General features: G+C 40.1%; 12 protein-coding genes and 2 tRNA genes. 13 read left to right on the top strand and 1 reads right to left on the bottom strand.

Annotated elements, in window-relative coordinates; translation table 11 throughout:
• Positions 1-8 precede the first annotated feature (8 nt).
• The 12 genes from EP1_RS13265 to EP1_RS13485 all read left to right on the top strand — a co-directional run bounded on the left by EP1_RS13265 (position 9) and on the right by EP1_RS13485 (position 7,467).
• The gene (locus tag EP1_RS13265; protein WP_083507476.1) at positions 9-185 is read left to right on the top strand and encodes a DNA-directed RNA polymerase subunit beta; all 177 of its coding nucleotides are present in this window, start codon (positions 9-11) and stop codon (positions 183-185) included.
• A 308-nt stretch (positions 186-493) separates the two neighbouring features.
• Positions 494-766, top strand: a complete 273-nt coding sequence (gene yidD, locus EP1_RS02600) for a membrane protein insertion efficiency factor YidD (protein ID WP_174519733.1) — start codon at positions 494-496, stop codon at positions 764-766.
• Between the two features lie 418 nt (positions 767-1,184).
• Positions 1,185-2,348, top strand: coding sequence for an ABC transporter substrate-binding protein (locus tag EP1_RS02595; protein WP_067622991.1), 1,164 nt, complete (start codon positions 1,185-1,187; stop codon positions 2,346-2,348).
• A 118-nt stretch (positions 2,349-2,466) separates the two neighbouring features.
• Entirely contained in the window at positions 2,467-3,345 is an 879-nt protein-coding gene (locus tag EP1_RS02590) for a branched-chain amino acid ABC transporter permease (protein ID WP_067622988.1), read from the top strand.
• A 9-nt stretch (positions 3,346-3,354) separates the two neighbouring features.
• Complete coding sequence (locus EP1_RS02585; RefSeq protein WP_067623187.1) at positions 3,355-4,329, top strand: branched-chain amino acid ABC transporter permease; 975 nt, start codon at positions 3,355-3,357, stop codon at positions 4,327-4,329.
• The gene (locus tag EP1_RS02580; RefSeq protein ID WP_067622985.1) at positions 4,310-5,086 is read left to right on the top strand and encodes an ABC transporter ATP-binding protein; all 777 of its coding nucleotides are present in this window, start codon (positions 4,310-4,312) and stop codon (positions 5,084-5,086) included. Before EP1_RS02585 ends, EP1_RS02580 begins: the two co-directional genes overlap by 20 nt.
• Positions 5,086-5,787 carry an ABC transporter ATP-binding protein gene (locus tag EP1_RS02575; RefSeq protein WP_067622981.1) on the top strand — a complete coding sequence of 234 codons (702 nt, stop codon included), beginning with the start codon at positions 5,086-5,088 and terminating at the stop codon, positions 5,785-5,787. The genes EP1_RS02580 and EP1_RS02575 overlap by 1 nt, the downstream gene beginning before the upstream one ends.
• Before the next feature lie 3 nt (positions 5,788-5,790).
• A complete protein-coding gene (locus EP1_RS02570) occupies positions 5,791-6,435 on the top strand; it encodes a CBS and ACT domain-containing protein (protein ID WP_067622978.1) in 645 nt (214 codons plus the stop codon).
• A gap of 76 nt (positions 6,436-6,511) precedes the next feature.
• Entirely contained in the window at positions 6,512-6,742 is a 231-nt protein-coding gene (locus tag EP1_RS02565) for a DUF2969 domain-containing protein (protein WP_067622974.1), read from the top strand.
• Between the two features lie 81 nt (positions 6,743-6,823).
• Positions 6,824-6,907, top strand: a tRNA-Tyr gene (locus EP1_RS02560).
• 1 nt (position 6,908) lies between these two features.
• Positions 6,909-6,980, top strand: a tRNA-Gln gene (locus EP1_RS02555).
• Between the two features lie 316 nt (positions 6,981-7,296).
• Positions 7,297-7,467 carry a hypothetical protein gene (locus tag EP1_RS13485; protein ID WP_167540737.1) on the top strand — a complete coding sequence of 57 codons (171 nt, stop codon included), beginning with the start codon at positions 7,297-7,299 and terminating at the stop codon, positions 7,465-7,467.
• Positions 7,468-7,534: 67 nt separating this feature from the next.
• Here the strand turns inward: EP1_RS13485 and EP1_RS02550 are convergent, their stop codons facing one another.
• On the bottom strand, positions 7,535-8,143 hold the full coding sequence (locus tag EP1_RS02550; RefSeq protein WP_067622971.1) for a TetR/AcrR family transcriptional regulator: 609 nt from the start codon (positions 8,141-8,143) through the stop codon (positions 7,535-7,537).
• A gap of 177 nt (positions 8,144-8,320) precedes the next feature.
• Between EP1_RS02550 and EP1_RS02545 the strand changes: the two genes are divergently transcribed.
• On the top strand, positions 8,321-12,562 hold the full coding sequence (locus EP1_RS02545) for a 2-hydroxyacyl-CoA dehydratase (protein ID WP_067622967.1): 4,242 nt from the start codon (positions 8,321-8,323) through the stop codon (positions 12,560-12,562).
• The last annotated feature ends 39 nt before the right edge of the window (positions 12,563-12,601 follow it).

Here is a 12,601-nt window from a genome sequence, read left to right as displayed (position 1 = left end):
GTGGATTTATGAGTTCAAGCGAACATATTTTACGTAACCTGATTCGGATCGTGGCTATTTTACTTGCCGGTGTTTTATTATTCATCGTTGGTAGTATGATTGGTTATGGCGCGATGGGTGGCGGCAATCCTTTTAAAGTGCTGATGCCAGATGTTTGGCGTCATATTCTAGAGTTTGTTCATTAATAAATAGAACTGTGCAGAACGATAAGGACTGTGAGAGAAGTGGCAACTTCCAGAAATAAACGGCATCTGCGAAAAAAACTGCTTAAATTTTTTGAGATTTTGGCCTATTTATGAAGAAGCTCCTGCTGGAAGATTGTTTATTCAAAAGAAAGGCTGTGACAAGAATTTTGTCACAGTCTCTTTTTCACTTGGGCGTACTAACTGGCCTCGGCTGAATTTAGAGGTAGGGTTAGCTTCATTTGTTTTACTTGATAGTATTGAAGAGGCAACTGGAAAAAATATCAAACTGAGGTGAGAAAATGGGGGTTATAAGTAAAGGGTTAATCGGCTTGGTTCGGGGCTATCAACGCTGGATCTCACCGTTGTTTCCACCGTCATGTCGTTATTACCCAACTTGTTCGAGTTATATGATTAAAGCGATTCAAGTTCATGGAGCTTTGAAAGGCTTTTTAATGGGAACAGCCCGGATCTTACGTTGTCATCCTTTTGCTAAGGCTGGTTTGGATTATGTGCCAGTAAAATTTTCGTTGCGGAAAAACTTAGTGGATCGAGAGGAGCCTAATTACGGGACAGAAAAATAGAGTTGCGTAATTTTTAGACGATCGAAGAAAAGTCTGTTTTAAATAGTTCAGAAGTGGAAAAAATCAATAGTTGTGAAGTGAGATTGTGGATACAAGATACTCCTGCTAAAAGTTTTTGCGTTTTTGTCGTGTGAAAAGCTAAGTTGGTGAAAAAGCAACGATTGTCTATTTATAAAAATCGTCGGAAATTATTTATATAAACAGTTATTTTAAATCTATCTCTTTAGCAGTTGAACTGTTAAAGAGATTTTTTTTTAGTTATTTGAGTAAGTAGTATAAGGGTTGTAAGCGCTATAAATTGTTTGAGTATTGCTGAATTATTAAAATATTCAGAAAATTTAATTGACAGTGAGAGTTTTTTCCTATATATTCTTTATTATCTTAACAAATTATCATTATTTTATTAGGGGGTAACAGGATGAAAAAAAGAACAGTAGTTGCATTGGCAGCAGGATTGTTTTTATTCGGCGCATGTGGGTCGCCTAAAGCAAATGATAGCAGTAGCGGGGAAGATGCTAAAACGATTAAAATCGGTGGGAACTTCGAGTTATCAGGTGCCGTGGCTGCCTATGGTGAAGCTGAAAATGAAGGCGTAAAATTAGCTGTTGAAGAAATTAATAAAGATGGCGGGATTGACGGCAAGAAAATTGAATACATTTCAAAAGACAATAAATCTGATAACAACGAAGCGGCTTCAGTCGCGGCGAATTTGACAACTAAAGATGGTGTGGTAGCGATCGTTGGACCGGCGACTTCTGGTGCAACTAAGGCAACGCTACCTAATTTAGCTAAAGCAAAAGTTCCAGCTGTAACTCCTTCTGGAACAGACGATGCGATTACAGTTCAAAAAGGTAAAGTACAAGATTATATCTATCGTTCATGTTTCCAAGATAGCTTCCAAGGAATCGTTTTAGCTAAATATGCAGACGATAACTTAAAAGCTGACAAGGCAGTCATTTTGGGGGATAACTCCAGTGATTATGCGAATGGCTTGAAAAAGGCATTTAAAGATACCTATAAAGGAAAAATCGTAGCAGAGGAAAACTTTACTGCTGGCGACAAAGATTTCCAAGCGATGTTGACTAAAATCAAAGACAAAGATTTTAATGTCATCTATATTCCAGGTTATTACACAGAAGCCGGCTTGATTATCAAGCAAGCACGTGAAATGGGGATTGAACAACCAATCATTGGCGCAGATGGATTTGGTGATGAAAAATTAATCGAAACAGCTGGCGCAAGCAATGTTAAGAATGTTTATTATACTGGTCACTTCTCAACGAAAGCACCGGCAACGGACAAAGTTGAGCCATTTGTAAAAGCTTTTGAAGAAAAATACAACAAGCAGCCATCATCATTTAACGCATTGGCTTATGATTCTGTTTATATGATCAAACAAGCGATTGAAGATGAAGGGAAAGCAACGCCGGAAGCAATTAATGAAGGTCTTGCGAACTTAAAAGACTTTGAAGGCGTAACGGGTAAGATCACGATGGACAAAGATCACAATCCAGTGAAATCAGCGGTTGTACTTGGTCTAACAGATGGGAAAGAAACTTCTGCTGAAACCGTCAATCCATAATTAGTCGGGAAAAAGCAGGCAAGGGGGGTGTGCCAAGCGTAGTTGGTACACTCCCTTTTAAGAATCAAGGTCAAAGTTTTGAGGCCACTCTATTTTTTAGAAAAGTGATGTGATAAAGATGGAAGTATTTATTCAGCAAATCGTCAACGGACTTTTCCTTGGAAGTGTCTATGCATTGATGGCACTGGGTTACACAATGGTTTACGGAATTATTAAGTTGATCAACTTCGCTCATGGTGAAATCTACATGATCGGTTCATTTATTGGCTATTTTTTGATCAACCAATTTAATATGGGATTTTTCCCGGCACTTATTTTGTCAATGGCAGGTAGTGCAATTTTGGGTGTTGTGATTGAATTTTTAGCTTATCGACCGTTAAGAAATTCAACTCGAATTGCTGCGTTGATTACAGCAATCGGGGTCTCATATTTATTGCAAAATACGATGATTTATTTTTTCAGTTCGACGACTAGACCTTTTCCACAAGTCATCAAAATGCAGGTCTTTAAAATCGGTTTTCTGAGTGTCTCAAATATCCAGTTATTGATTTTAGGCTTGTCGCTCTTCTTGATGATTACTTTGAATTTAATTGTTCAAAAAACTAAAATGGGAAAAGCGATGCGTGCGGTTAGTGTGGATACCGATGCTGCCCAATTGATGGGGATTGACGTCAATCGGACCATTTCATTTACCTTTGCGTTAGGTTCTGCTTTGGCAGCTGCTGGCGGGATGATGATCGGGCTTTACTATAATTCAATTGATCCAATGATGGGTTATATTCCTGGTTTGAAATCATTTATCGCTGCCGTCTTAGGTGGAATCGGGATTATCCCTGGAGCGGCGATTGGTGGATTTGTGATTGGTCTGATTGAAACGATTACGACGGCTTTAGGTTTTTCAGATTTTAAAGATGCCGTAGTCTATGCAGTACTAATCTTAATTTTATTAGTCCGACCGGCTGGGATTTTAGGCAAGCATGTAAAAGAGAAAGTGTAGGTGGATCAAATGAAAAAGAATTTAACATACAATTTGATTTGGCTAGCTTTGATCGTGATTGGCTACGCAGTGCTATACGTGGCTTATTCAGCTGGAATGGTCAACTTGTTTTTAGATAATATTTTAGTTCAAATCGGTATTAATGTGATTTTAGCGGTCGGTTTGAATTTGATTATTGGTTTTTCTGGTCAATTTTCATTGGGCCATGCGGGTTTCATGGCAATTGGCGCCTATGCAGCTGCATTGATTTCTATGAATACGCCAACGTATGGCGGCTTTTTCTTAGGGATGGCGGTTGGTGTGATTATCGCCGGACTTGTGGCGGTAGCCGTTGGGATTCCAACGTTACGTTTGAGTGGCGACTACTTAGCAATTGCAACCTTAGGGGTGGCCGAGATCATTCGGATCTTGTTGATTAACTTTAAAGAAATTACCAATGGTCCTTCTGGCTTGTTTGGGATTGAGCCTTTCGTTGACTGGCAAATGGTTTATGGCTTTATGGCGATCACCACCTTGTTTATTGTAAATTACATTCGTTCAGGAGCTGGGCGTGCGACAATGGCAATTCGTGAAGATGAGATTGCCGCCGAAGCAATGGGCGTCAATACGACCAAATATAAAGTCATGGCCTTTGCTTTTGGTGCGATGACCGCAAGTATCGCCGGTTCATTGTACGCGGGGTATTTACAATCGATTGCACCAAAAGATTTTGCCTTTACTAAATCAGTGGATATCTTGATCTTAGTGGTATTAGGCGGAATCGGTAGTGTGACGGGAACATTTATCGCAGCCATCCTATTGGGAATCATCAATATGTACCTTCAAGATTTTGGAACGCTCCGGATGATTATTTACGCGTTAGCATTGATTATTTTGATGATCTTCAAACCTGGTGGCTTACTGGGAACAAAAGAATTGTCTGTGAAGAAAATTGTTGATAAGTTTAAAAAAGGAGATGACCAGAATGCCTCTGTTGGAAATTAAAGATTTAACGAAAAACTTTGGCGGTTTGGCGGCGGTCTCCAATGTCAATATCGCATTAGAAGAGAATCAATTAGTTGGTTTGATCGGACCGAATGGAGCGGGGAAAACCACACTCTTTAATCTGATTACCGGCGTTTATGAACCAAGTGAAGGTGACGTTTTATTAGAAGTTGATGGTCAAATGCATCGTTTAAACGGTCAAAAGCCGTATGCTATCGCCGATTTAGGACTGAGCCGAACTTTCCAAAATATTCGGCTATTTAAAGATTTAACCGTTTTGGATAATGTATTGATCGCGATGAACAGTAAAAACAAAGAAGGTTTTTTCTCAAGTGTTCTGCGGTTGCCTTCTTTCTATGAGAAAGAAGATACGTTGAAAAAAGAAGCGTTAAAATTATTAACGATTTTTGATCTGCAAGACAAAGCGGGGAATTTAGCGCGAAACTTGCCGTATGGTGAACAACGTCGTCTAGAGATTGTGCGGGCATTAGCAACGAAGCCCAAAATCCTTTTCTTAGATGAACCAGCTGCCGGGATGAACCCACAAGAGACGGCGGCTTTAACATTATTGATTCGGAAAATCCAAGAAGAGTTTCAAATCACGATTTTGTTGATTGAACACGATATGAGCTTGGTAATGGATGTTTGTGAACGAATTTATGTATTGGAATATGGACGGGTGTTGGCAGAAGGCGATCCAGAAGAAATAAAAAATAATCCTGAAGTAATCAAAGCCTATCTTGGAGGTGAGCTATAATGCTGAAAATTGAAAATCTTTCGGTTCATTACGGCATGATCCAAGCGGTCAGAGAGGTTAGTTTTGAAGTCAATCAAGGAGAGATTGTTTCTCTGATTGGTGCGAATGGGGCGGGAAAAACCACGATTCTACGGACGATTTCTGGTTTGAATCATCCCTCAAAAGGTACGATTACTTTTGAAGGGAAGCCGATTCAAAAGAAAGCTCCACGAAAAATCGTTGCTCAAGGAATCTCACAAGTTCCTGAAGGTCGCCATGTCTTTCCTGGCTTGACTGTCTTAGAAAATTTAGAGATGGGAGCGTATTTGCGTAAAGATGGAGATATACAGCAAGATTATGAGCGGATTTACGAAAAATTCCCAATCTTAAAAGAACGTTTGAATCAAGATGCTTCGACCTTGTCGGGTGGTGAACAGCAGATGTTGGCAATGGGCCGGGCCTTAATGTCAAAACCTCGTTTATTGCTATTAGATGAGCCATCAATGGGGCTTGCGCCGATTTTTATTCAAGAGATCTTTAATATCATTCAAGAAATTCAAAAACAAGGAACGACCGTCTTATTGATTGAACAAAATGCCAAGATGGCGTTATCGATCGCTGACCGCGGTTATGTGCTGGAGACCGGCAAAGTGGTTCTATCAGGAACGGGTCAAGAATTGCTAGAAAGTGAAGAAGTGAAGAAAGCTTATCTAGGAGGATAAAAAATGAGCATAAAAGATTTTATGACAGAAGAATTAGTAACAGTGGCACCAAACACTAAAATATTTGATGCCGTTGATTTGATGAAAAAATATGATATCCATCGCTTGCCAGTTATTGATAATGAAAAATTGGTCGGATTGATTACCGAAGGAACGATCCAAGAAGCATTGCCTTCAAAGGCGACCAGCTTAAGTGTTCATGAAGTCAATTATCTATTGAATAAAACCGTTGTTGCTGATGTAATGATTCCAACGGTCAAAACAATTGCACCCGATGCTGAATTAGAAGACGGGATCTACTTGATGCGTCAGAATAAGATCAACGTTCTACCGGTGCTGGACGATGGAAAATTGGTAGGGATTATTACGAACAACGACATTTTCGATGCCTTTTTAAAATTGACCGGTTACCATGAAGGTGGCACGCGGATACAACTGAAGATTTTAGAAGATAAAAAAGGTGTCTTAGCGCGCGTAGCCAAGATTTTAGCCGATCATGATTTCAGCATCTTAACGGTGATCGTGGATCATAAGAAACAGGCGACCGTCTTAGAGATTCAGTTAGCTAGTAAAGAAACAGAACAAATCAAACAACTATTGATTGAAAATGGGTATGAGATTTTACGAGCAGTAACGACACAACCTTAAATATATTGGACAGCTGAGTAATCAGTTGTCCTTTTCTTTTAGGGTATGATAAACTAATCAAGACGGAGGGAAGTATATGTCTAAAAAGAACAAAGATATCCAAGTTCAGGTAAGCGAAACAGAGCGTCTGATTGACGGGGAAAAACAAACAGTCACGCAATTGGTGATTGGAAAAAAAATCATCGGTGAAGTCATTCCTGAAAATAAAAATTTTCAAGCCTATAATGATGGGCATTTATTAGGGAATTATAAGACGCTAGATGATGGAATTGAAGCATTAATTCGCAACTGGAATTTACATGAATAATTTTTGAAAAAAATACTTGCATTTTTTTTGAAGATTAGGTATTATAACTGAGTCGGGTTTTTAAATAATAAAAACCTAGCTGGAGGAGTAGCGAAGTGGCTAAACGCGACGGACTGTAAATCCGTTCCTTAGGGTTCAGTGGTTCGAATCCACTCTCCTCCACCATTGGGGTATAGCCAAGCGGTAAGGCAAGGGACTTTGACTCCCTCATGCGTTGGTTCGAATCCAGCTACCCCAGTTGTTAAGTGAGTTGCAGAGGCAACTCACTTTTTTTGTGTCTTTAGATAACAAAACGGTAGAAAGAAAAAGCCAATTAAATGTCATACAGGCAGTCTATTGAAAATTCAATTGATAGTTGCTGTAGCGTCATTGGTTTTTCTGCTGCAAGTTTTAAAGTTTTTGATAGTTTAAAAAATGTATTCAGGAAAGACATCGAGCCGCTCACCGAATCCAGCTCTTTAAAAAATCATTCGAGATAAGTTTTCTTGCTTGAAGCGATCTGAAATATAGGCTACATTTAGTAAGAAGCGTTTTTCGAAGAAAGGAGCATTACTATGAATAAAGTTGAAGAAATCAAAGAAATGCTGGCTGATGCTGTCACAAAAGCTTACAGTACACTTAAAGACAATTCATTAGAAGTAACCAAAGAAAAAGGTCAAGCACCGCAAGTCCGCACGGTCCGACCAACCCGTCATACCATCAAATGGAAAGCTAAAAATCATTAAAAAAGAAACGCTCAGAAAAATCTGGGCGTTTCTTTTTATGTTTAAAACATTTGAGTGAGCAATTCACTTAATGATCAATTTCGATTCCTAAAATAGTCAGATGGCCATTACCGACTAATTTGACGACTAGTTTAGAAAGACTATCTGCACTCATCTCTGTATCGCTGGTGATCCACCAATGCAAGGTTCCCACAAAAATCGAGGTCATATACTCAATAATGAAATCAAGCGGAACTTCGATATCGTTTTCGGTGATTTTCAACCGATTAAAAATGTGGGCATATTTCTGATCGAGAATTTCGGCAATTTTTTTTCGTAAAATTTCATTGCCAGAGGAATCCATAATCGTAAGAAAAAATTTTCGATTGGCTTGGATTTGTTCGTAAATATTTTTCAAGACCATTTCAATTTTGCGAACTTTTAACCGATTGCCTTGGACGATTTGATCTGGGTCGAGAACGGCCGCAAAGGCATCGATGGCTTGTTTAAAAATAAAATCATAGAGATCCTGCTTGTCTTTGAAGTGAGCATAGAAGGTTGCACGATTGATCATGGCTTCATCGGCGATTTCTTGAATGGTGATGTTGTCGTAGCCTTTAACCTCCACTAAATGAATAAAGGCTTCCATGATCATTTTATTGGTACGTTTTACTCGGAGATCGATTTTTTTTACCATGATAAAATCCTTTCATTTTTACAACAAATAGCAATGAAATGTTGCTTATCGCACGAATGAAATCTTTTTGGGGATTGCATAACCTGCAAAATGTTTTTAGAATGTACGTGAGTAGTATAACAAACACTTTGTAAGTTAATCAACATGTGTTGTTAAAAATGGAAGGTAGGAATAAGTATGACATTACGAGCGGGGATTGATGTTGGCTCTACAACCGTCAAGTTGGTCATTTTGAATGAACAAAATGAAAGTCTATTTGCGAAGTACGAACGTCATTTTTCAGATGTGAAAACTGCCACAGAACGTGTCTTGCGCGAAGCAGAAGCAGTCATCGGTCAACAAGCAATGACCATGAGTATCACCGGTTCCGGTGGGATGGGTCTAGCGGATGTTTTGGCAATTCCTTTTGTTCAAGAGGTCATCGCCTGTACACGGACAGTCGAAGAAATAATTCCTGAAACAGATGTAGCGATTGAATTGGGCGGTGAAGACGCGAAAATCACATTTTTTGAAGGTTCTTTGGAGCAACGCATGAACGGTAGTTGTGCTGGTGGTACGGGCGCTTTTATTGATCAGATGGCGGCTTTGTTAAAAACGGATGCCAATGGTGTGAACGAACTAGCTAAAAATTATAAAACGCTCTATCCAATTGCTTCACGTTGCGGGGTCTTTGCGAAGACTGATGTCCAACCCTTGATCAATGAAGGAGCAGCAAAAGAAGATATTGCGGCGAGTATTTTTCAAGCCGTAGTGAATCAAACGATTGCCGGGCTAGCAGCTGGACGAAAAATCAAAGGGAATATTGCTTTTTTAGGCGGTCCATTATTTTTCATGTCAGAATTGCGTCAGCGGTTTATTGAAACTTTAGATATTGCACCGGAAAACGTTATTTTCCCGGAAAATCCACAGCTTTTTGTGGCGATGGGAGCGGCCTTTTATTCAGAAGAAGCGGAAACGACCACGTTGCCAGGGTTAATCCAACGTTTAACCACTGCTGAAGATAGCCATTTGTCACCTTCAGATACGTTAGAACCCTTATTTGAAGATGAAGCAGATTTAGCAGATTTCCGCCTGCGTCATAGTCAAGCGCAAGCACCAGAAAAAAATTTGGCTGAACATGAAGGAGTCGCTTTCTTAGGGATCGATGCTGGTTCGACCACCACAAAAGTTGCCTTGATCGATGATAGTGGTAACTTGATGTATTCATTTTATGGCAATAACCAAGGTCAGCCATTGGAAACAACGATGACCGTGTTAAAAGATTTGTATAGTAAATTACCGGAAAATGTTTTTATCGGGAAAGCGGCGGTCACCGGTTACGGAGAACAGCTGATTAAAAATGCTTTGAAAGTTGATATCGGTGAAGTGGAAACGATGGCCCACTATAAAGCGGCCAATCATTTCCAACCAGGCGTCGATTTCATCTTAGATATCGGTGGTCAAGATATGAAGGCCATGACCATTAAAGACGGCGCCTTATCTTCAATTCAATTGAATGAAGCTTGTTCTTCAGGCTGCGGTTCTTTTATCGAAACGTTTGCTAAATCATTGAATTATAAAGTTGAAGATTTTGCTCAAGCTGCGCTGAAATCAAAGGCACCGGTTGATCTAGGCTCGCGTTGTACCGTTTTTATGAACTCGAAAGTAAAACAGGTCCAAAAAGAAGGCGCCTCAGTGGGAGATATTTCTGCCGGATTGTCTTATTCTGTCATCAAAAATGCTATTTATAAGGTAATCAAAGTTCGGCGGCCAGAAGAGTTAGGCGCTAAAATCGTCTGTCAAGGTGGAACTTTTTATAATGAAGCTGTTTTGCGGGCCTTTGAATTGGTGATTGGGCGCGAAGTGGTTCGACCGTCCATCGCAGGCTTGATGGGGGCCTTTGGAGCGGCCTTAATCGCTTTAGAAAATTATGAAGTTGGGGAAACAACGACTACACTTTCTTTAGCAGAGATCGATAGTTTTACGGCTGAAAAAGAGTTTACGCACTGTGGATTATGTGAAAATAATTGTATGCTAACGGTAACTTTGTTCTCCGATGGCCGCCAATTTATTACGGGAAATCGTTGTGAACGCGGTGCCCGGATCAAAGTGAAAAAAGAAGATAAAAAAGTTAATTTAGTCGATTATAAATATCGTCGTTTGTTTAAATATCGTCCATTGCGGAAAAAAGACGCCACTCGTGGTGAAATTGGCATTCCACGGGTCTTGAATATGTATGAGAATTATCCTTTATGGCATACTTTTTTCAGTGATCTTGGTTTCCGTGTGAAATTATCACCACGTTCAAACAAAGAATTGTACGAACAAGGAATGGAAACCATTCCTAGTGATACGGCCTGTTATCCTGCTAAAATCGCCCACGGTCATATCCAGGCGTTGATCGATAGCGGCGTACCAATGATTTTTTATCCGGGAGTGGTCTTTGAACGGGAAGAAGCAAAAGAAGCAGATAATCATTTCAACTGCCCAATCGTTCAAAGTTATCCCGATGTAATTCGCAATAATGTCGATGATATTCGTGAAGGCAAAGTTGATTATCGCAATCCTTACTTGAACTTAGCCAATGAAGCCTCTGTCGCTAAAGTGTTAGGGCGCTGTTTCCAAGATTTGGGGATCAGCCAAGAGGAGATTGACAGTGCTTTGCATCACGCGTATGAAGAATTAGCGGTTTTCAAAGAAGATGTTCGTCAAAAAGGGGAAGAGACCTTATTGATGCTCAATCAAAAAGGCGAGCGTGGTGTCGTACTTTCGGGGCGTCCGTATCATTTGGATCCAGAGATTAATCACGGCATCGCGGAAGTCATTACGCAAGAAGGTTTCCACGTTTTGACGGAAGATAGTGTCTCTCATTTAAGTGATGTCGGCAATTTGCGGGTCGTGAATCAATGGGTGTATCATTCTCGGTTATACGCCGCTGCTCGCGTGGTTGCCAAATCAAAAAATCTTGAATTGGTTCAATTGAATTCATTTGGTTGCGGCTTAGATGCCGTTACGACTGATCAAGTGGAAGAAATTATGGATCAATATGGCAAAATCTACACGGTCTTGAAAATTGATGAAGGTTCTAACCTAGGCGCTATCCGGATTCGTTTACGTTCGTTAAAAGCGGCCGTAAGCGAGCGAGACAAAACAAACTTTAAACCAGTCAAACGTTTTGAAGAACCGGAAAAAATCGTCTTTACAAAAGAAATGCGTAAAAAACACACGCTTTTATTACCAATGCTCAGCCCAATCCATCAATCTGGCTTGTTTGATATCGCGTTGGAAGCCTCGGGCTACAATGTCGTTTGCTTGCCAGCGATGGATCGTGAAGCGGTCAATGTCGGACTGAAATACGTCAATAATGATTCTTGTTACCCAGCGATTATTTCGATTGGACAATTAGTAGAGGCTTTACAAAGTGGTGAATATGATTTAAACAATACTAGTGTGATGATGAGTCAAACCGGCGGCGGCTGTCGGGCAACGAACTATATTCCATTGTTACGTAAAGCCCTAAATGATGCTGGCTTTCCTCAAGTTCCGGTGGTTTCTGTTTCACTTGGTAACAAAGGTGTAGAAAGCAATCCAGGCTTCAAATACACCTTACCGATGCTAAAACGAATCGTGGTCGCGATTCTTTATGGTGATTTGTTTGAACGTGTGGTTTATCGGACCCGTCCTTATGAATTGGAAAAAGGTCAAATCGATGCGTTGCACGAAGAATGGCTGAAAAAAGTCGAGAGCAATGTCCGAAACGGCTCTTTGACGCTTTTCAATAAAAATATGAAAAAAATCATCAAAGATTTTGATACAGTGCCAATTTCCAATGAGGTTAAGCCAAAAGTCGGCGTTGTTGGGGAGATTTTAGTGAAATATTCACCTACAGCTAACAATGATATCGTCCGTTTACTTGAAGCAGAAGGTGCAGAAGCGGTAGTGCCAGACTTGATTGGTTTTATGAACTATTCTTTATACAACCAAATTTGGAAGTATGACAATCTGGGCATGCCGAAGAAAAATAAAAACTTAGCCGAAATGGCCATCAAATTGATCGAAGTCGTGGAAAAACCAATGGACAAAGCATTACGGGCTTCTGAACGCTTTACGGGCATCCATTCGATCTATCAGCTGGCTGAGGATGCCAGCAAGATTCTTTCCATCGGTAACCACACAGGTGAAGGCTGGTTCTTAACGGGGGAAATGATTGATTTATTGAAGACTGGTGTGAATAACATTGTTTGTATGCAGCCATTCGGGTGTTTGCCAAACCACGTGGTCGGAAAAGGCGTCATCAAAGAATTACGTCACCAATTCCCTAAATCAAACATTGCGGCGATCGATTATGATCCGGGTGTTTCGATTGTAAACCAATTGAATCGCATCCGTTTGATGATGGCGACAGCCAATAAGCAATTAAAAACAGAAGTGAAAAACTAATCGTAAGAGTAGACCAATTAATCTGGGTCTACTCTTTTT

Origin of the sequence: Enterococcus pseudoavium NBRC 100491 (assembly GCF_001544295.1) — a bacterium.
GTDB lineage: Bacteria > Bacillota > Bacilli > Lactobacillales > Enterococcaceae > Enterococcus_A > Enterococcus_A pseudoavium.
Note: the sequence above shows the minus strand (reverse complement) of the source record. Positions and strands in the feature narration are given on the sequence as shown.